Source organism: Rhizosphaericola mali (assembly GCF_004337365.2).
Lineage (GTDB): Bacteria > Bacteroidota > Bacteroidia > Chitinophagales > Chitinophagaceae > Rhizosphaericola > Rhizosphaericola mali.
Genome location: NZ_CP044016.1, coordinates 255,450 through 277,444, shown reverse-complemented (window position 1 = coordinate 277,444; position 21,995 = coordinate 255,450). Strand labels below are relative to the sequence as shown.

At 34.1% G+C, this 21,995-nt stretch carries 12 protein-coding genes; 5 read left to right on the top strand and 7 right to left on the bottom strand.

What is annotated here, in order from left to right:
• Positions 1 to 6: 6 nt before the first annotated feature.
• From E0W69_RS01105 to E0W69_RS01090, 4 genes are all read right to left on the bottom strand, one after another.
• A complete protein-coding gene (locus tag E0W69_RS01105) occupies positions 7 to 2,982 on the bottom strand; it encodes an amidohydrolase family protein (protein ID WP_131328192.1) in 2,976 nt (991 codons plus the stop codon).
• A gap of 55 nt (positions 2,983 to 3,037) precedes the next feature.
• Positions 3,038 to 4,588 carry a S10 family peptidase gene (locus E0W69_RS01100; RefSeq protein ID WP_131328191.1) on the bottom strand — a complete coding sequence of 517 codons (1,551 nt, stop codon included), beginning with the start codon at positions 4,586 to 4,588 and terminating at the stop codon, positions 3,038 to 3,040.
• A gap of 94 nt (positions 4,589 to 4,682) precedes the next feature.
• Positions 4,683 to 6,143: a RagB/SusD family nutrient uptake outer membrane protein gene (locus tag E0W69_RS01095; protein ID WP_131328190.1), complete on the bottom strand. Its 1,461-nt coding sequence runs from the start codon at positions 6,141 to 6,143 to the stop codon at positions 4,683 to 4,685.
• A gap of 19 nt (positions 6,144 to 6,162) precedes the next feature.
• Positions 6,163 to 9,243 carry a SusC/RagA family TonB-linked outer membrane protein gene (locus E0W69_RS01090; RefSeq protein WP_191967927.1) on the bottom strand — a complete coding sequence of 1,027 codons (3,081 nt, stop codon included), beginning with the start codon at positions 9,241 to 9,243 and terminating at the stop codon, positions 6,163 to 6,165.
• Between the two features lie 184 nt (positions 9,244 to 9,427).
• Here E0W69_RS01090 and E0W69_RS01085 point away from each other — a divergent pair, with 184 nt between their 5' ends.
• Positions 9,428 to 15,433 carry an alpha-2-macroglobulin family protein gene (locus tag E0W69_RS01085; protein ID WP_131328188.1) on the top strand — a complete coding sequence of 2,002 codons (6,006 nt, stop codon included), beginning with the start codon at positions 9,428 to 9,430 and terminating at the stop codon, positions 15,431 to 15,433.
• 68 nt (positions 15,434 to 15,501) lie between these two features.
• Here the strand turns inward: E0W69_RS01085 and E0W69_RS01080 are convergent, their stop codons facing one another.
• From E0W69_RS01080 to E0W69_RS01070, 3 genes are all read right to left on the bottom strand, one after another.
• Complete coding sequence (locus E0W69_RS01080) at positions 15,502 to 16,083, bottom strand: hypothetical protein (RefSeq protein ID WP_131328187.1); 582 nt, start codon at positions 16,081 to 16,083, stop codon at positions 15,502 to 15,504.
• Positions 16,084 to 16,186: 103 nt separating this feature from the next.
• Positions 16,187 to 17,734, bottom strand: a complete 1,548-nt coding sequence (locus tag E0W69_RS01075) for a Do family serine endopeptidase (protein ID WP_131328186.1) — start codon at positions 17,732 to 17,734, stop codon at positions 16,187 to 16,189.
• A gap of 587 nt (positions 17,735 to 18,321) precedes the next feature.
• Positions 18,322 to 19,320, bottom strand: coding sequence for an acyl-CoA reductase (locus E0W69_RS01070; protein ID WP_131328185.1), 999 nt, complete (start codon positions 19,318 to 19,320; stop codon positions 18,322 to 18,324).
• A gap of 55 nt (positions 19,321 to 19,375) precedes the next feature.
• Here E0W69_RS01070 and E0W69_RS01065 point away from each other — a divergent pair, with 55 nt between their 5' ends.
• Genes E0W69_RS01065 through E0W69_RS01050 form a run of 4 tightly spaced genes read left to right on the top strand, consistent with a single transcriptional unit; the run spans position 19,376 to position 21,972 of the window.
• Positions 19,376 to 19,723, top strand: coding sequence for a 4Fe-4S dicluster domain-containing protein (locus E0W69_RS01065; RefSeq protein ID WP_131328184.1), 348 nt, complete (start codon positions 19,376 to 19,378; stop codon positions 19,721 to 19,723).
• 23 nt (positions 19,724 to 19,746) lie between these two features.
• Complete coding sequence (locus tag E0W69_RS01060; protein WP_131328183.1) at positions 19,747 to 20,736, top strand: D-alanine--D-alanine ligase; 990 nt, start codon at positions 19,747 to 19,749, stop codon at positions 20,734 to 20,736.
• Between the two features lie 57 nt (positions 20,737 to 20,793).
• On the top strand, positions 20,794 to 21,621 hold the full coding sequence (locus tag E0W69_RS01055; protein ID WP_131328182.1) for a PASTA domain-containing protein: 828 nt from the start codon (positions 20,794 to 20,796) through the stop codon (positions 21,619 to 21,621).
• A gap of 45 nt (positions 21,622 to 21,666) precedes the next feature.
• A complete protein-coding gene (locus E0W69_RS01050; RefSeq protein ID WP_131328181.1) occupies positions 21,667 to 21,972 on the top strand; it encodes a rhodanese-like domain-containing protein in 306 nt (101 codons plus the stop codon).
• The last annotated feature ends 23 nt before the right edge of the window (positions 21,973 to 21,995 follow it).

Sequence of the window (21,995 nt, the reverse complement as noted above, 5' to 3'; positions counted from 1 at the left end):
ATCAACTTAATCAAAGTCCTCATCCATAGATACTGGCATTGGAGGACGAGCAGCGGTCATAGTTGCTCCAGATTTTTTGGCATTTATTAATTTATTAATTAGTCGTTTTCTTTCATTCTGAATATATTTTCTCAATGCTAGATCTCTATCTTTATCAAAATAAATAATCCCATCCACCATTGTCTCTTCTGGTTTAGCATAAATACTTAGTGGATTATCCGTCCATAAAACTAAATCTGCCGACTTACCTACTTTAATACTGCCAGTTTCTTTATCTATATGTAAAGTTTTAGCTGGATTTAAGGTTACCATTTTGAAGGCTTCTTCTTCTGACATACCTCCGTATTTTATAGTTTTTGCGGCTTCCTGATTTAGTCTTCTTGCTTGCTCAGCATCATCGGAATTTATAGACACATTAACCCCTTTTTTCGCCATAATAGCAGCGTTATAAGCAATAGCATCTTTCACTTCTAATTTATAAGCCCACCAATCTGAAAATGTAGCGGCATTTACTCCGTATTTTACAAATTCATCTGCTACCTTATAACCTTCCAAAACGTGTGTAAATGTGTTATAGTGAAATCCATATTTGTCAGATACACGCATTGCTGCAAGCAGCTCACTTTGTACATAAGAATGACTTGTGATAAACAACTTTTTATTCATAATATCGACCAATGCATCAAGTTCTAAATCACGTCTAACATTTTTTCCATTCGGTCCATTTAATTCTTTTTGATAGTCGGCAGCTCTTTGAAATGCATCTGCTAAAACTTGCTCTACCCCCATTCTCGTATTAGGAAAACGATTGTTGTTATTCATACGAGTACGCTTAACATTTTCACCTAACGCAAATTTGATAAATCGATCAGCACCAGCATATTTTATACCTTCGGCATCTTGTCCCCAACGCATTTTTATCAATTGATTTTGTCCTCCAATCGTATTGGCAGAACCGTGTAAAATATGCGAAGTTGTAACACCTCCAGCTAATTGATAATAAATATTAATATCATCGGGATTCATATTATCCCCTATTCTAACCTCAGAAGTAACGCTTTGCCCCCCTTCATTAATTGACGATGTTGCGATATGAGAATGCTCATCAATGATACCTGGTGAAAGATATTTACCGGTTCCATCAATTACTTTAGCGCCGCCATCTGATAGATTTTTACCGATGGCCGCAATTTTCCCATTTTTAACAAGTACATCCGTTTCTTTTAAAATACCTTCTTTTTCATTTGTCCAAACAGTGGCATTTTTAAATAAAACATTTCCTTGTTTTGGTAGAGAATCCCATCCATATCCATTTAATGGATAAGTTAATTTACCTAAATCTAGATTTTCTTTTCTTTGCCTAAGCACTTTTTTACTAGGAATTGAATCGACCTTAATTGCCGTCCATAATATATTATTACCTGCAGTATCTGTCCCATTTCCTTGCCAAGTCAATCCGTCTATAACGCCACCTATAATTGCATTAGATTTACTTTTTTTCGTAAGAGGAAAAGACAATTTTACAAACTTCCCATTGGCACTGAATTTTGTAGGAATAGTATCTGTACCTTGAATAATCGTAGCAGAAGATTCTGAATTCACATTTAGTATTACAGAATTATTGTCAATACTTAGTTTGTATTTCCCAACAATAGAATTAAAAAGATCATTCTTGACATCATATTTGTCTCCTTGAATCCAGTTTTGAAATAGAATCGTCTTATCATCAAAAATAGGACCCGATGTTATTAAAAAATTGGCAACTTTCCCGATTTCAAGACTACCCACTTTATCATAAATTCCTAGTATCTGGGCCGGAACTCTAGTAAGCGCACTTAACGCAGAGGTATCAGAAAGTCCGTAAGAAATAGCTTTTTGCAAATTAGCCATAAAATCTTTAGGGTTCTTAATATCCGCTCCTGTTAATGCGAATTTAATTCCGTATTTTTCAAATACACCAGGTTCCGTAGGAGCTAGTTCCCAATTTTTCATATCTGCTAAAGAAACCATTTGGGCATCGTTAGGATCCTCAACATCCATCGCTTCCGGAAAGTTTAAGGGCAAAATGAAGGTTGCATTTGTAGCTTTCATTTCCTCCATTCGTTGGTATTCGTTTCCTCCAGCTTTTATCACGTATTGTATGCCAAATTCATCTCCAATTTTATCCGCACGTAACACATTCCATTTATCATTGGCATCAAATATCTGAGGTACGTTCTGCTGGTTATTGAAATCTTTTAAAGTTATATTCACGCCTTCCGCGGTGGGATTTCCTTTGTACCATTTAGCATCCAAATAAGTTTGCCTTATCAAGGCAATAGAGCCCATCATACTACTTGGATAGCTTTGCCTAGATGTTCCTTTATTTAAAGAATAATGCGCCGAGGCTTCGGTTTTTAATATTACAAGATTTGCCTTTTCATTTGCCAATGTGGCGACGACTCCAGTACCTCGCATGATTCCATCTTTTTGATGAGAAAGAACTGTTCCGAATCCAACATTTCGAAGTTTGGAGGCACTCGCATCATCCGATACAAATATTGTTGAGGCATCTACATCCGTCCTGATAGCTTGGTTCCACCCAAAAGCGCCTTTTTCATTTGATTCTATTTGTGAAGGCGCTCTAAAATCCATACCACGACCTCCACTTTGTTGTGCTTTAGGGATGCCATAATCACTATAAATATCAATCATAGAGGGGTAAATAAATTTACCATTACAATCAATCACAACAGCATCTTTGGGTATGCTTACAGAGGATCCTACTCCTTCAATTTTACCCTTTCTTATTACGAGCGTTCCATTATTAATTTTATGTTGTGCATCAGTAACTATGGTCGCATTTGTAAAGGCATAACAATTGACCCACTTGTCAGAAACTCCATTAATTGGATAAGTTGGAGGATATATTTGTTGAGCCTTTATATGTCCAATAGACATGAGACTCAGAAATAATATTCCAGAAAATTGCTTTCTTTTCATTTGTATAAAGAAAAATATGTGTAAATAAATTACTTAGATCATTTTAACGACAATACTATTTAGACGTATTATACATTTTTATTGCATCTTGTTTAAACTGCTTCATAGATGGATAGTGCATATAAACCATATGTCCTGCTTCATAGTATGTAAAATGTAAATTTTCTTGTAATTCAGGACGTAAATTCATATGTTTAAATGTATATTCCGCGGCATAAAATGGGGTAGCTAAATCGTAGTAACCACATATAACCCAAACCTTCAAATGAGGATTTTTAGTCATTGCTTGTCTTAGATATTCTGCTGTATTCAAATATTTATTTTGAACATTATTATAGTTCCAAGGATGTACCGGTCCTGAAATATTATAGGGTAATTCATTTTTATACTTCAAATCAGATCGAACATAATCATTCCAAGAAGCTGCAAATGCGCCAACGGTAGTTCCTGTTGGATCATATTCAAATCTTTCGCCAGCGTCATCCAAATCATAACCTTTGTATCTGCTATCTAAACGGCCAATCGTGTAACCATCCTTTCGAGTTAATTCTTTACAAAAGCGCATGATATTGATACGCAAATTGGTTTCTATGATATAGTCCTTAGACAATCCGGTGTAATTACTCAACTGAGTTGCAACATTATCCATTTCGGATTTTGACAGATCACTTCCTTTCATCAATGCTGGTTCATACACCTCAACATCAAACTTTTTAACCTCATCCATAAAAGTGCTTAGACTTTTATTTAATTGATTTACACTTAATTTTTTATGATACCATGCAGAACTTGCATAAGTAGGTAAAAATAATGGATAAGGAAGATCATTACCAATATCAAATCTTGCAGTCTCCATATTCAAAATTGAGGACAATAAAATTATCCCATTAAAATACATTCCATACTTATCTTGGAGATAGGAAGAAAGACCAGCAGCCCTAGGAGTACCATAACTTTCACCCATGATAAATTTTGGAGACGACCATCGCTCATACTTGGTGACATATAACCTAATAAAATCACCAACAGAGGAAACATCTTCTTCATAACCATGAAACTGATTGGCATCTTGACCTTTAACTGCCCGACTATAACCCGTTGATACAGGATCTATAAATATTAAATCGGTTTGATCTAGCCATGAGTCTGGATTATCCACATATCCATAGGGTGGATTTTTAGCATTTCCAAAATCATCCAAAATCGGGCGTTTGGGTCCCATAAATCCCATGTGTACCCAGACGGATGCACTACCAGGACCTCCATTAAAAGCAAAAGTTAAAGGCCTCGTTTTTTTACTCTCATCATCTTTTGTGTATGCAACGAAAAAAACATTACCAGTTGCAGTTCCATCTTCCTTTGTTAATTGAATATAGCCTGTAGTAGTGGTATAATTTATTTCCTTACCTCCAATTGTCTGTTTATGCTTTGCGATTGTAGGCTTTGGAATATTAGCTGAAATATCTGTTGTAAATTCTGGAATTACTGATTTAATTTTAGAAGCTAAATTAGCAGTATCAACAATTACCTCTTTTTTTAAAGTATGCTGCCCAACTACAATACAATTAATTAAAAAGCTACAGAAGGTTAAAAAAAGAAATTTCATTTCTCTAGTGTTGTTTAGTTGTCTAAAATTATTGATAAGAATATAATCCTAAACAATTATTCGGTAAAATAGATTTTTTTGGAGGTAAACCACATTAATCATTTGTCCAAAGCGTATTATACAAAGTTTCATTATTAGGCGCAGGAAAGATATATCTTGAATCCGAATAAGGAACTGCAGTGACACTACCTTTAGCTGGATATGTCATCATCAACCGGCTTATATCCGTACCGTACAAGCCTTCTCCTAAGAACTCAATTTCTCTTTCTTTCAGTATTGTCGAAAGCAAATCTGTTACACTTGAAAAATTAGAGGTTGTTAATGTTACATTAGAATTGGACCTATTATGTACTGCATTAAGTAAAGCTACAGCCCTAGAATCTATGGTATTAGAATTTCTAGTAATTGCTTCAGATAATGATAACAAAGTTTCAGAATATCTCATATATGGAACCCAATCAGTATAGTTAGTAAGTTCCGTATATTTGGTGAGTTTCGGGTAGGTAATCGAACCAATTGTTTGCGTACTAATAAACTGGCGTCTACTATCAGAAGCTGTAAAAAAATCATCCGCCAAAATCCCATCTTTATTTAAATAAAATTCAAGATTTCCATAATTGAAATAATAGCCAAGTTGATTTTGACCACCCGGAGTTTCATTGGTTCCTTGAAAAGGCATGGATAAAATATTCTCCTTAGTCGTTGCTGAATTATAAACACTTGCAATGCTATTTTGCAAAGCAAATCCAACACCAGTTGAAGCACTGAAAGGAGAACTTGAAGAAACAATTTTATTAGCTTCTGTAATTACGTTACTATAATCTTGCATACTTAAATATACTCTTACCTTAAATGCAATTGCAGTATTTCTATGCGCTCTTGTTGTATTATTAGCATCCGTACTGTATGTCAATGGCAATTCCGACTCTGCAGTATTTAAATCAGATAAAATCTGTGCATAAGTTTCTGCTACTGTACTTCTTGCAATATCACTAGAACCACTACCTGTAATTCCCGTTAATCTCAATGGCAATCCAAGTTTAGATCCATTACCATCTGCATAAGGTCTACAAAAGAGTTGTAATAAATTATAGTACGCTACTGCACGAACGAATTTAGCTTCTCCATCATATTGTTTTGCTAATGAGTCACCAACGACACTATTGCCAGTTGATGTCATTCCTTCAATAAATAAATTGACACGATTAATGGCTAAGTAACTATAAGACCACAAATATTGTAAATAAGAATCAGAACCCGGAACATCAAAATTCCAAACTTGATATGCAGTTACGGAATTCTGTGTTCTATTTATAAAATTTCGTCCTCTCACTTCATTATAAATTTCATATCTCCCACCTAATACATAACCACTTTTTATAGATGTATATAACCCATCTAGCTGACTCCCAATTCTTTCAGAAGTACTAAATACAACTGCATCGGACAAAGAGGTACTAATAACAGGATTTAATTTCTCTTTACTACATGACACTATAATAGTAGACAACACCAGTAAAGAAAGGATATATTTTGATAGTTTATTCTTACTCATAATTTATATATTTATTCTTTTAAAAACCGATATTCAAACCAACAGTATATGTTCTAGCATTGGGAACAGAATTCTTGTCAATACCTTGATTCCCTGTCCCGTTTCCATTTGATGAAACTTCTGGATCTGGGCCAGTATAACCTGTTACTATAGCCAAATTCTGTGCAGAAACATAAAATCTAGCATTAGAAATTCCTATTTTATGAAATATCGCATTATTAAAATTGTAACCAAGACTCACATTTTTTAATTTCGCAAAATCACCTTTCTCCGCCCATTGTGTAATCGGATTCGCAGAACCATTAGAAACATTGTCCCCAGCTACAACTTTAGGGATAACTGTTATATCTCCAGCCTTTTGCCATCTATTCATTACTTCTTCAATATTATTCCAAGCGGATCTATTATCTAAACCAGTCGCCCTAGATCCATTGTAAACATAAAAGCCTAATTGATAAGTAACTAAAACATTCAAATCAAAATTTCCATACCTAAAATTATTGGTCCATCCCCCATAAAATTTTGGCATTGTATTTTTTGACATGACTCTAGTAGGAGCTGTTCCTGCTGTTCCATCGGCATATAAATATTGTTTAGTCAAAAAATTGTAAGTCATTTTCTTCCCATCTGGATCTAAAAATATTCTTAAACCTGTGGCAGGATCCACGCCGTCTGTTGGTATAAGATAAAGCATACCTAGAGCATAACCTTCTTTAATAATATTGTCCGTTTCCAAACTCGAAGTTGAAACTGTTATAGAAGTAAGGCTAGGATCCAAACTTGTAACCATATTTTTATTATAAGTAAAATTGAAATTGGTATGCCAAGTAAATGGACCTGACATTTTAGGAGCAACATTAAAAGAAGCTTCTAAACCACGATTATATAAGGAACCAACATTAGTAGGAATTGAATTGGGTAATCCTGTAGATGCTGACTGTGTTAGATTAAGAATAAGACCATCAACATTATTATTGTAATAACTCAACTCGGTACTCAATACATTGTCAAATAAACTAAATTCTAATCCCACATCAAATTTCTTACTTGTCTCCCATGTTAGGTTTGGATTTCCTGCTTGATTAAATACAAGTGCAGCATTTGTATTATACAGGGTTGAAGAATATAGCGATGCTGACGCATAATTGCCTATCCCTGAGACATTACCAACAGTCCCATAGCTACTTCTAATACGAAAATTTCCAAATACCTTGTCTAATCCAGCAGTATGCCAAAAATTTTCTTTCGTAATATCGTATGCAACAGAAGCACTCCAAAAATTACCATATTTTTTCCCCGGTGCAAATGCGGAGTATCCATCTCTCCTATAAGAAGCACCTAAAATATATTTTTTATCATAGGTATAAGCGAGTCGCGAAAAGATAGATACTAAATAATTTTCACCTCTATTTCCATCTGTATTAGTTGAGGCATTTGTACCGTAACCTCCATTTATATTCGTATAATAGTCATCTGTCGCGGCAGACCTAGATAAGCCAAATCCGTAATAGTATGTATATTGTTGTTCCGTTCCTACAAGGAAATCTAGATCATGTTTTCCTCCAAATATATGACTATACTCACCTGTTGAAGTCCATACCCACCTCTTATTTTTATTTAGTGTAGCGGAAGAAGAACCTCCTGTTGTATTTAATAAATAGGATGTATAGCTTGAATTATCTATATTCAAATAATCCATTCCATAAACCGTTTTCAAAGCTATATCGTGAATTGGTTTTACTTGTAAATAAATATTTCCTTGAAAATGATTATTCTCCGTAGATTGTTTATTTTGATCAAACGCAACTACTGGATTTAACCAATTAGAGGCAATAGTATTATTTCCACTTCCTAATGCAGTTCCATTTATATTGTAACTACCATCCAAATTATAAGGACTAATATTAGTTGGTAAAGAAATCCCTAAACGTCCTATGCCATAGCTAGCAAAAGCTGCTCCACTTACAGATCCAGAAGATAAAGCGGCTGTGTTATTTTCATTAGAATAAGATCCATTAATACCTAGTGAGAGAATACGACTCGCTCGATGATCTAAATTAAAACGAACGTTTTTTCGTTCAAAGCCATTTTTTCTAATAATACCAGCTTGATTACTATAACCAGCAGAGATATAATATTTCGTTTTTTCTGTACCTCCACTAACACTTACAGTATGATTATTAGAATAGCCTGTTCTATATAAATAATCGTTCCAATTTGTACTTATAACATTACCAGACGCATCATATGAAGGAAAAAAAGCATCTGCCTGACCCGCATTTTCAAGCGCTTCATTTTTAATTTCCATCATCTGTTGCCCACTTACAGCTTGCCACATTCTATATGGCTTTACGATTCCTGCCCAGACGTCATAATTTACTTTAGCGTTACCCAACTTTCCACGCTTTGTCGTAATTAATACAACACCATTAGCAGCCCTACTTCCATATATAGCAGTAGCAGCAGCATCTTTTAATACATTTATGCTTTCAATATCGTCCATATTTACACTTGATAATGGATTATTTGCAGCATCTGTATTAGACATTGAATTTTCGGCAGTAAAAGTAGGAACTCCATCAATCACTATCAATGGATAGGAGCTAAGTGAAATAGAATTCGTCCCTCTAATCCTAAATACAGGAGGATTATTAACCACCCCATTTGCAGAAGTAATCTGCACACCAGGAGCTTGCCCAGTAAGAGCTGCATCAAAACTAGTAACAGGTTGATCTTCAATAACAGATCCTTTAATAGACGAAATACTTCCGGCTATAGTAGATTTTTTTTGAGTACCATAACCAACTACAACTATTTCTGATACATCAGATTTTACGGTTGTCATTATGACCTTCATTTCAGGTTGTATCTCTAAGTTTTTAGAATCAAAACCCACCAAATGAAATACAATCTTAGTGGACGATAAAGGAAGAGTTAATTGAAAATGCCCATCTTCCGATGTTGTAGTACTTCTCTTGCCAGATGCGACGGTAACCCCTTCAAGAGGTTCGTTCTTTTCATTTAAAACAACGCCTGTTACCGTTTTAGATTGTTGCCCATTAATATTGGTAAAGCAACCAAATAGAAACAGTAATAGCATTGTGCAATGCATCAATTTCCTCATGTGTAATAGTTTTAGTATTCTGTGTGTGTAGTAAATCTCTAAACCAAATCTAAAACAAATTGTTAATAAAATAAAAAATAATTTTAACTATTTTATACTCACAATTACAAATAAGCAAACGTAATAGTATAAACATTACGTTTACAGGCAAATAGGAATTATGAAAAAACATAACATCAACCAGAACAGGATAATATTTAGTTTTATACTTAGTCTTATATTCACATCACATGCAATTATGGCTCAAAGTTTTAATTATAAAACAGCTTGGAATAAAGTAGAAATCAACCAGCAAAATGGACAATTCAAATCTTTAAAAACAGATATCCAAACTGTATATAACCAAGCGAAAAAAGATAATAATACACAGCAAAAAATCAAATCAATTTTGTATTTATCTCAGATAAGTTGGCAAACAAGCGAAGATGATGTGAGTGAAAATAAAGATAATACTTACGAAACTTTTCATTTTTTCGAAAATGAAATAAAGACAGCAAGTCCATTAGAGAAAGCTATTTTACAAAATTATTTGGCACAGATGTATCAACAATATGGAGCGTCTGTATATTATAAAAATGGAAATATTCAACAATCACATACTAAGAAATTAGAAGATTTTAAAACTTGGACATATGCCGATTTTAAAGAAGTGAGTGATTCTTTATTTAAAGCAAGTATTAGCAATACTCAGTTATTATATAGTCAAAAAACAAAAGATTACAATATTTTATTGGAAAATAACGAAGGAAACCAACTTAGTCCAACGATATATGATATCCTTGCCAATAATTATTATAACAATTTAAATGACACATGGAATATTCCAACATCTCTAAAGGCAAAGTTTAGCCAACAAGCAGATTCTATCCTTAATAGTTTGATTCAGATACATAGTAATGAAGAAAATAAATCTTTATTTTTATATTATAGTCTTATTAAAATAAATAGAGCAGATAAAAATAATGCAGAGGACAAAATTCGTCAATTAATTTCTCAATATCCGAATGATCCTTACACGGCAGAGCTATATTATACTTTGGCGACACAAATATTAAATAAAAAAAATAAACTAGAAGCACACAAAGTTGTAGAAGATGGAATTGCGAAAACTACAAAAGGAATTTATCAAAACAATTTAATTAATTTAAAAAATGAAATTGAAAAGCAAGTAGTGACTATATCCACAAATGTATTAGTTCATCCAAACGATAATATTCCCGTAAAAATTTCTCACCAAAATATTGCGGATTTTAATATTTTGATCTATAATGTTACGCCTAATCTAGACGCTATACAAAGCAAAAAAGTAAAGTTTGACAACAACATTTTATATACTGAGAGAGAGACCCTAAGCAAGACGATTCATGTGAATTTAAATAAATTCAATGATTATGCCATGCATTCAACGATATATAAAATTGACGGTTTGCCAGAAGGAACATATAAAATAACAACCGATTTTGAAAAAAATAAAGACGAGTATTCTATAGTTAGAGTGGGAACAAAAGCGATTACCGAAACCAATATTAATAAGGAAAAATATTTCCAATTAATAGATGCAAATAATGGCAAACTTGTAAAAAATGAAAAAATAACCATTCTCGGAGATACCACTTCTAAGAAGAAATATCCTTTTACCCTGTCTACAAAAGAGATTAAAACAATTGACCAAAATGGAAATCTAAAAATAAATTACGAAAAAAATAGTCATGATTTTATTATAAATTATGGAAATGAATTTATAAAAATTCCTTATTCTTATGATTATAGTCACTATAATGAATCTGAAAATAATCCAGTTTCCTATACTGCAAAAATATTTACAGATCGTGCGATTTACCGACCAGGTCAAAAAATTTATTTTAAAGCAATCGCAATCAAATCTGATACATTTACAAATTCTGTAATTGCTAATACTTCATTAGTTGTGACCTTACTTGATGTAAACCAAAAAGAAATACAAAAACAGCAACTCACTACAAACGAATTTGGAAGTATTTTCGGTGAATTCATCTTGCCCAGTAGTGGACTTACTGGATCATTCTCCATTCATATTAGTGATGATAATAAAAACAAAATCCAAGGTTCGAGTTATGTTAGAGTCGAAGAATATAAGCGTCCAAAATTCGAAATTGTATTTGATTCTTTAAAAAATGCCTATACACTTGATAAAGAAGTGCTCATAACTGGCAAGTCAACATCCTATGCTGGCGCGCCAATTTCCAATGCTAAAGTGACCTATAGTGTAACTAGAAGAGAAGTGTATATTTGGCGTCGATTTGGTTGGTTTGATTATTATCCAAACAGAAATGGAAATGAAACTATTGCCAACGGCGACACGTCTACTAATGAAACAGGCAAATTTACCATTCCATTTATTGCAAAGACCGATGCTGAAAATAAAAATACGGACAAAAGAAGTTTTATTTACACCATACATGTTGACATCATGGATCAAAATGGAGAAACGCATAGTCAAACTCAATCGGTAACTATTGGCGATCTTCCTTACAAGCTCCAACTATCCATTCCTGAAAGTTTGGAAGCAAAAAATCTGAATAGTATTAAAATTTCTTCGCAGAATCTCAATGGTTTGCCATATCAGACAAACGGTCTTATCAAGATAACGCAACTCAAACAACCAGAAAGAATCATTCTACCCCATAGTAATACAAACGTCTCATACCAATTGTACGACTATAATCAATATGTAAATTATTTCCCTCATATTTCCTATGGAAAAGAAGATGAAAATCCAGCATACTATAAAAAAGGAAATATAGTTTATAATAATACATTCAATACTGAAAAATCAGACTCCATTTCTATAGAAAAGCAATTACCAAAGGGGTGCTATTTAGTAGAAGCTAGTTCCATACATCAAAATGATACGATCACAGACTTTGCGATTATCCAACTCACAGATGAAAATCATAAAAGCGGCGACTATAATTATTTCACCACTAAGCTCGATAAGGAAATATACAAAATCGGAGATATTGCACATATTTCTATCCAAACAGATATTAAAGAAAAGGCACAAATTCAATTTCTATTAGGGAATGGTAGCGACACGCAACCACAAACTTTGCCTTTTCAAAATGGCAACATAGAAGTAACTCATACGATCACTAAACAAGATTTATTAAAAGGCATTTACTTCAAATCCGTATTTATTAAATGGAATGATTATGCAAATTCGCAAATATTGATTCCTATTGAGACAAATGTATTACCACCATTAAGTATACAAACAAAAACGTTCCGCGATAAGATAGAACCTGGAAAGCCAGAAAAATGGACAATTCATATTTCTGGAAATGATAAGGACAAATTCACCGCCGAGATTTTAGCAGGTATGTACGACGCTTCTTTAGATCAATTTGCCTCAAATAATTTTGATTATTCTATTAGCAATAACTATCCGATTTTGCCAAATGGTTATTATAATAGTTGGAATAAACCATTTTTTAGTGGTATTGATAATATCAATGCAATTACCGATTTTTCTATCTCCAGCGATGACAAAATTTTGGATAAATCAGCTAGCTTTTTTATTCCAAGTTTGAATTGGTATGGATTTTATGCATCAGAATATAGAAGACGACCCCTATATGATCGTCTTCCTAATGCGACGCCCGGAGCTTCTACTAACGTCGTACTGAGAGGCATGTCTTCAATGTCATCTAAGAGTGAATTGAACGATGTTGTTGTAGTAGGTTATGGTACCACTAGAACAAACAAGAAAACAGTTTCTGCTGCGGTATCAAGTATTGGAAACTTAGAATCCGTTGATGTTAAAAAAGCACAACAGAAAGACAATTCAGATACTTATGTAGCACCACGCACCAATCTTCAAGAAACAGCGTTCTTCTATCCCAATCTTTTAACGGATAAAAATGGAGATGTACAACTAGAATTTACTAGTCCAGAAGCATTAACAAAATGGAAACTATTAGTATTTGCGCATAATAAACAAATGCAAACCGGAAGTAATACTTTCTATACACAGACACAGAAAGATTTGATGGTCGTACCTAATCTACCACGTTTTTTACGTGAAAAAGACAAAATGGTTATCAGTACAAAAATTAATAATTTGTCTGCTAAAAATCTTTCAGGAAAGGTTCAATTGATCATTACCGACGCATATACAGGAGAAATTTTGGATAAATATTTCCAAAATGAGCATAATGAACAAGCCTTTACCGCAAATGCACAACAAAATACGCTTGTCAATTGGACGATTTCTATTCCAGAAAATCATAGTGCTGTCACATTTAAAATCCTCGCAAAAGCAGGAAATTATAGTGATGGAGAGGAAAATATGTTGCCAATTTTGACAAATAGAACCATGGTTACAGAAACGCAACCTATTAGCATAAGAGAAGGTCAATCAAAAGAATGGAATATTCCTAATTTTTCTGTACCTGATGCGAATAGTTCGAAAACCAACTTTTCCTTAAGCGTAGAAATGTTTACCAATCCGATTTGGACCGCGGTATTCTCCCTACCTTATTTGAGAGAATATCCTTATGAATGTTCCGAACAATTATTTAGCAGATATTACGCAAGCGTATTATCCAACTATATCGTAGAGAAAAATCCAACTATAAAAAGAGTATTTGACGAATGGAATAGTAAAGGCTTGACTACATCCAATTTAGAAAAAAATGCAGAGATCAAAAGTATTTTGTTAGAAGAATCTCCTTGGATTTTGGATGGACAAAGCGAAACAGAACAAATGCGTCGCATCGCTTTATTATTTGATATGAATAAAATGTCTAATGAAATACAACAGGCATTTGAAAAACTAAAAAATCGCCAAAAAACAAGTGGCGGATTCGCATGGTATGGTGATGGTAATGAAGATGAATATATTACTGAATATATTGTTCAAGGTTTCGGTAAATTGAAAAATATATTGGGTGACGACTATAAAAAATATGCATCAGATAACATCGATCAAATCATCAAAAATGCTATTCAGTATATCGACAATTACCAAGAAGAGGAAATAAAAAAAGAGCAAAAACAAAAAAAACAATGCCCGATTCAATTTATGAATTACTATTATGTACGTAGTTTTTGGACGAAAGAATTTCCACTTAATAAAACAGCGGATAATTATTTGAGTAAAACTTTAAAATCTTTATCCAAAGAAGCTTTGCAATTTGATTTAAAAAGAAAAGCCTTAGCCGCGCTTGTATTGGAACGCTATAACCAACATGGTCAAGCAGAGAAATTAGTACGTAATTTGAAAGAAACATCCGTTGATAGTGATGAGCAAGGCATGTATTGGAAAAATAATCTTGCAGGTTGGTATTGGTATGAAAGTCCGATTGAAAATCAAACAAGTAATATCGAAGCGTTCTCTGAAATCACACCACAAGACACTGCAAGCATAGAAGCAATGAAAGTGTGGTTAATGAAAAATAAACAAACAAATAGTTGGTCTACTACAAAAGCAACAACAGAAGCAATATATGCACTTTTACATTTTGGTAAATCTTGGATGAATAGTGAAAATGGATTGACCATAAAATTGGGAAACCAAGACATTTATCCAAATAAAAATCAATCTAACACTAGCGCTACTGGTTATTTCAAACAAACTTGGTCTAGTAATCAAATCACCTCTGACATGCAAAAAATAGAGGTCAAAAAAACAAGTGCAGGGGGTGCCTATGGTGGCGTTTATTATCAATACTTTGAAGATCTAAATAAAGTAAAATCCAATGGTTACGATATCAAAATGGAGAAAAAATTATTTATAAAAAGAAATACGAAAACGGGTGTCCAATTATTCGAAATATCTCCATCTACTCCTATCAAAGTAGGAGATTTAGTAACCATTCGTATCATAGTACGAACAGATCGCGATATGCAATATATCCATTTAAAAGATATGCGTGCTGCAGGTTTTGAACCAGTGAATGTGTTATCCAACTATAAATGGCAAAATGGTGCCGGTTACTATGAAAGTACTAGAGATGCAGCAACCAACTTTTTCTTTAGCTATCTTCCAAAGGGCACATACACATTTGACTATGATGTAAGAGCGAATAATGCGGGTGTATTTTCCAATGGTATTACAACAATACAAAATATGTATGCACCAGAAATGTCTGCGCACAGTGAGGGTATTGATGTAACGATTCAATAGTTCTTTCTTTTAAAACAAAAATGTCCAACAATTTTGTTGGACATTTTTGTATGAATATACTTATGTAATTATTTCCATTCTACCGGTACGCCTTTGTAAGTATAATTTAAAAGTTTTGATTGCATATTAGCAGATGCAGTAATCTCTATTCCGAATTGTAATGCTGCTAATTGGGGAGTTTTTTCCATTTTTTCAAAATGTATTGTAAATGCATAGGGAATGTCTGTCACAACAGGCATAACACTTCCAAATTGTTTATCATTATTATTTATAGTATACGTACTAAACATTTTTCCATCGGGATACATACATTTCAACGTCATTGTATTCACATGAAAATCTCTCAACCCCTCTTTTTTTACAGTAATGATACCGCTCACATCCAAAGATTTATTTTGCTCAGAAAATTCGGCAGAAGTAAGACGAACTTCCACACCTTCTTGTTCTTGTACGACTGGAGATTGTTGGAGTTTTAATGCATTTACATAATAAGGGATCTTTTCCTCCAATTGATGAACTCGTGTATTAAGTTGTCCATACTGTGATTGCAGTGTTGCTATTTCCGAGCGTAATTGAGAGATACTGTCTTTTTGCGCAAATCCAACTATTGGGAAAAGGGTAATCGCCAATAATTTGAGTGTTTTTTTCATAAATAGTAAAGTGTTTAATAGATTAATTGATGTCCTAAATATATAAAAAAATCCCCCTTAATTCGGAAATTAAGAGGGATATATATTTGAACTAGGGCTTTAATTAATCATCATCTTCTGTAGTACCATTGTTGCTATTGGAATTATTAGAATTATCACCAGAAAGATCAATTGTATAACCATACAAATGTTCATCACCAGGATAGAAACCTCTAATAGTCACTGTACCACTAGCAGCATTGATTATTTTTTTCAAATCATCTACTTTCAATACAGTTTGATCATTTACAGAAAGTATTACGAAACCTTCTTGCATTCTCGTATTACTCAACGCACCATTACCCAATTTAGATACGACGACCCCACCTCTAACATTATTTTTGCGAGCTGTTGCTTCATCCAACGTAGTGAAATCTCCACCCAATTTGTCTATAGAAGATTTGGATGTCGCAGCTAAAGTACCTGCACTACTCTTCAACGTAACGGAAGTTGTATTTGTCTTACCACCTCTCAAGTAGGTTGTACTGATTTTATCACCTGGTTTGTGACCAGCGATATAAGCCGTCAAGTCAGAAGGTCCACTAATAACTTCTCCATCTAATTTGGTAATAATATCACCTTTTTGAATACCAGCAGATTTTGCTGCACCGTCTGCTTGAACGTCACTCACGTAAACGCCATCTACGTCACCTTTGATACCCAATTCTTTTTTCAAATCATCATCATCTTGCATTGGACTATAAGTGATACCTAAATATCCTCTTTGCACAGCACCATATTTGATCAAATCGTTGATCGTTTTCTTTACAATATTTACAGGAATAGCATAAGAATAACCCGCATAAGAGCCTGTTGGAGATGCGATCGCAGCATTAATACCGATCAATTGACCTTCCGTATTTACCAATGCACCACCACTATTACCAGGATTTACAGCGGCATCTGTTTGGATATAACTATCTACAGGAGCTTGTCCCTTAGTCAAACCAATAGAACGAGATTTCGCACTTACGATACCAGCAGTTACAGTTACATCCAAATTCAAAGGATAACCAATTGCTAATACCCATTGTCCCAATCTTACATCATCACTATTGCCATAAACGATATAGGGGAAATTGCTACCACCATCAATTTTCAAAACGGCTAAGTCACTATTTGCATCTTTACCGACCAATTTTGCAGTATAAGATTTTTTATTTGCAAGCGTAACTTTGATTTCCGTAGCACCATCAACCACGTGATTATTAGTAACGATATAACCATCTTTACTAATCAAAACACCACTACCACTCGCCTTTTGATCTCTTGGAGTTTGCGCTTGTGGACTGCCAAACAAACCTCCAAATGGATCTCCGAATAAATCTCCGAATGGATCACTTTGACTTCTTTGGGTAGCTTTTGATTTAATTTTTACTTTAATATGTACTACTGCGGGAGTAGCAGCAGTTGCTGCTGCAGTAAAATCTATTTGTCCTGGAGCGACACCATTTCCCTCTTTGAAACTTGCATAGTTAAATGGTACGGAGCTTGTATCTTGCATGCCAGCATATTGGCTTTCATGCCATTTACCATAACCCCAAACACTTGATACAGTAGTCACAGCACTGACTCCAATAATCAAGCAAATGTTTTTAAAGTTTGTATTCATCTTTTCGTATTTTTCTGTTTAAGAATTAATCCTTAACAAATATCCTAAGTAATTTTTTACAAAAAAGGATTCTGAAAAGGATTAACAGAACTTTTACGAATTCATTCGTAGATAAAAATTAGATCTTACAATTTCAAAAACTTCTATATTCCTTGTTTAATGTTACTTTTCCCTTGAATGGAAAAGTAACCCAAAGATCAAGTCGTTCTTATGCGAATGCTAAAGCACCGTTCGGCATCGGCTTCGAGTACATTTTCGACTGGAACCTTTAACTTGAAAGTTTTATTCCAATTCACGTCGAAAACACTACTTCGCCTTAACCTCACATTTCGCTAAAGAACGACATGTAGAACATCCAATAGTGGTATTCTATAATTTCACATAAAGTTCAAAGTCTAAACCTCTGGCGGCAAAATAGCAAAAATAAAAATGTAGCGGAATGGCGTTTTATGCTTAGTCAGAGATAAAATTCCGAAAAACACACGAAGCATAAAACAAAGCCTGCAGCGTATATTTTTACGGTGCGTCAGCATTTGCCTTATTGCCGCCTTGATCTTTTGTTTCTTTTCTATCAAGAGAAAAGAAAATTACAATGCATTCAAAAACGCCAAAGTATTCACGCCATCTGCATAATCAGATAAACTTGGTTTTTGGGAAATTCCAAATGCTTTTCCTGCATGACCTACGATAATTTGCACGTCTTCATTTGTTGACAATTCATCCAAAAGCGATTGCTCATTTTCATAAAATTCATAATGAACGACACTAAGCGGCGCAAATAGTGTTGGATTTTCCTCTAATAAAAGCGCTCCTCCATTCATATAAAATTTCTTATTCAAAAGCAATATTGCCAATTGGTAATCAAAATTGTTTTTGTATTTCACATTATCCAAAAGCTGTTCGTAGGATTTCAATGCATTGACCAACGGTACGAAATCATATTCTTTTGGTGTGTATATTTTGGTCACATTGCGACAACCCAAACCAAAATAATCGTGTATATCCGAAGTTAAAGCTAACAATTCTTCTTCGGTCTCGGATCCATCCAAAATAGCTATGGAAGTACGATTTCTGCGAATGATATTGGGAAATTTGCCAAAATAATAATCAAAATAACGTCCACTGTTGTTACTACCTGTAGCAATATAAGCTTCGCAATTTTTCAACATTTCTGATATTTCCACAAATTCAGCGACTTCTGGATTCCATTCGGTCATTTTTTGGATCAAAAATGGTAAAAGCACATCGTCTTTGGAAGATAATTTAATCCTTTGTTTGTGTCCACTGATGAAGATGGAAAGGAAATCATGGAAAACCACCAATGGAATATTTCCGGCAGCTACCAATCCTACAATTTTCGGATTTGCACAGATTTCCGGAACATTATTTTCTTTTGTCCAAGCTTCCAATAAGTCTTTTTGCAAAAAGTATCGCGCAATATTTTCAACTGCTTTATTGGTATTTTCGATGGTAAACCATTCATTTCTGACAAAAGCGCGATGTTTTACTGCTTCCCACGCCTCATCATTTCCCTGAATATATTTTCCTAATTGTACAAGTATCTCAATTCTTTGTTGAAGATTCATTCTTAATTCAATAATTTTGTGCAAAATTAGTTTTAATAGAATAAAATAATCGAATATGTCTATCAAAATCACAGACGAATGTATAAATTGTGGTGCTTGTGAGCCAGAATGTCCTAACAACGCGATATATGAAGGTGGTGTAGAATGGAAAATTGCTGACGGTACAGAAGTATCTGGAAGCTATACTTTGATGGATGGCACGATCGTCGATGCCAATGAAACTTTCTCTCCGATCAGCGATGATATGTATTATATCGTTCCTAATAAATGTACAGAATGTCAAGGTTTCCATGAAGAACCTCAATGCGCTGCGGTTTGCCCAGTAGATTGTTGCGTTCCAGATGAAATGTACGAGGAAACAGTGGACGAATTGATGGCGAAAAAAGATAAATTACACCAATAATTTAATATTTAAAACTTACCAACTTGAAAAAGCAAATTGCTTTTGTTACTGGCGGATTTAGCGGTGAAGCGCAGATCAGCTATGAAAGTGCCAAAACTGTAGAACAAAATATTGACAGGGATTTATTTGATGTATACAAAATCGATATTACACCAGATGGTTGGTATTATATACCTACCGAAGGAGTGAGATTGCCTGTGGATAAAAGTCATTTTACCGTACAAAAAGAAGGTAAAACCGTAAAATTTGATGCCGCATTATTAGTTATTCACGGAACTCCAGGTGAAGATGGAAAATTGCAAGGCTATCTTGATTTGATGGGAGTGCCTTATACAAGCTGTGATACGACCACATCTGCATTGACATTTAATAAAAGATTTACGGTTGCAGTAGCTTCATTTGGAGGTATCCATGTAGCGAAATCTGCTATTTTATTCAAAGGTCAAGCTTACAATATCGACGATATCAAAAAAATGCACTTTCCATTATTTGTGAAACCAAATAATGGCGGTTCAAGTATTGGTATGTCCAAATTGGAATCCAAACATCCGGAAGATATTCAAGCGGCGATCGATAAAGCATTTGCAGTTGATGATCAAGTTTTAATTGAAGAATTTATCAAAGGTCGTGAATTCACCATTGGCGTATTGAAAACCAAAGGAGAAATTATCACACTTCCCATGACAGAAATACTCAAACCAGAAGGAATGAATTTCTTCGATTTTGAGGCAAAATATCATGGTAAAGATTTGGAAGTTACGCCAGCGGACGCCAGCGAGCACATGACGCAAAAAGTCCAAGAAACAGCTAAAAAAGTGTATCAACTTTTAAATTGCAAAGGTATTATTCGCATTGATTTCATTTATAACGAAACCAAAGACGAACCTTATTTGTTGGAGGTAAATACCGTACCTGGACAGACAGCAGCAAGTTTGGTTCCACAGCAATTAGCCGCAATGAAATGGTCTTTAAAAGATTTCTATACCGCATTGATTGAAGAAGCTTTGGTGTAGTTTTTGGAATATTTGCATTAATATTGAACAAAATATCGCTCATTTTAATATAAAATAGTGTTTAGATTTATTACAACAAGACCCTTTTGGGTAAATCTTTTGGTCGCCATTGCGATCATAAGTGCTTGTTTTGCATTGTTTTTCATGTCATTGGCATCAATTACCAAACATGATGATATCAAAAAAGTACCGGATGTCGTAGGTAAATCTACTGCAGAAGCTGTACAGATATTGGAAAGCCAAGGATTGAAGGTTTCATTACAGGATTCTGTTTATATCGATAGTATTCCAAAATCTTCTGTATTAAAAGAATCTCCAGACGCAGATGCTTTGGTAAAAGAAGGAAGAACGATCTTTTTGACCGTAAATAGAGCACAAGCGCCGACGATCTCGATGCCCGATTTGCGTGGTTTTTCTATAACGAGTGCGCAATTGTTATTGCAAAATCTGGGGTTGAAATTAGAAGGTACGAAATACATCAACGATGTAGCTAAAAATGCAGTCAAACAACAATTGGTCAACAATGCAGAAATTCAGCCTGGCACACCTATTCCAGTAGGAACAAGTGTATTGCTTGTTTTGGGTAATGGTGCAGGAAATGAAACGATGGAAGTACCTGATATCGTAGGTATGACTTTGGCGGAAGCAAGAGATTATTTGCAAACATTCAATATCAGTATCGGCACAATTACTGCCAATCCAGATGTAACCAATCAAGATGAAGGATTTATATTTAAACAAGATCCACCAAGAAATAACGGTTTCCAAAAAAATAGAATGAAACCTGGGCAAGCGATCAATGTTTGGTTAAGTGCGCAAGATGCCAATGCCCCAAAACCAGAAAATAATGATGCAAATCCTGGTGAAAATGGTCCTGGCGTATAGTTATTTATCTCAAAATTTGTTTAATCATATTAATAATAAAAACTCATGAATAGTATTACGATAGAAGAATTAAAAGCTAAATTAGATAACGGAGAAGAAGTGAATCTTTTGGATGTAAGAGAGCCAGATGAACATGAAGAATTTAACATCGGCGGTCGTTTAGTTCCATTGGGAGAAATCCGCATGATGGCATTAGATGATATCGAAGATTGGCAAAATGAAGAAATCGTTGTGTATTGTCGTAGTGGCAATCGCAGCGGACAAGCAAGTCTTATATTAGAACAAGCAGGTTATAGTCCTGTGAATCTTACGGGTGGCATGTTGGCTTGGCAAGAGAAATATGCACAATAAATTTATTTGAATAACAAATTTGT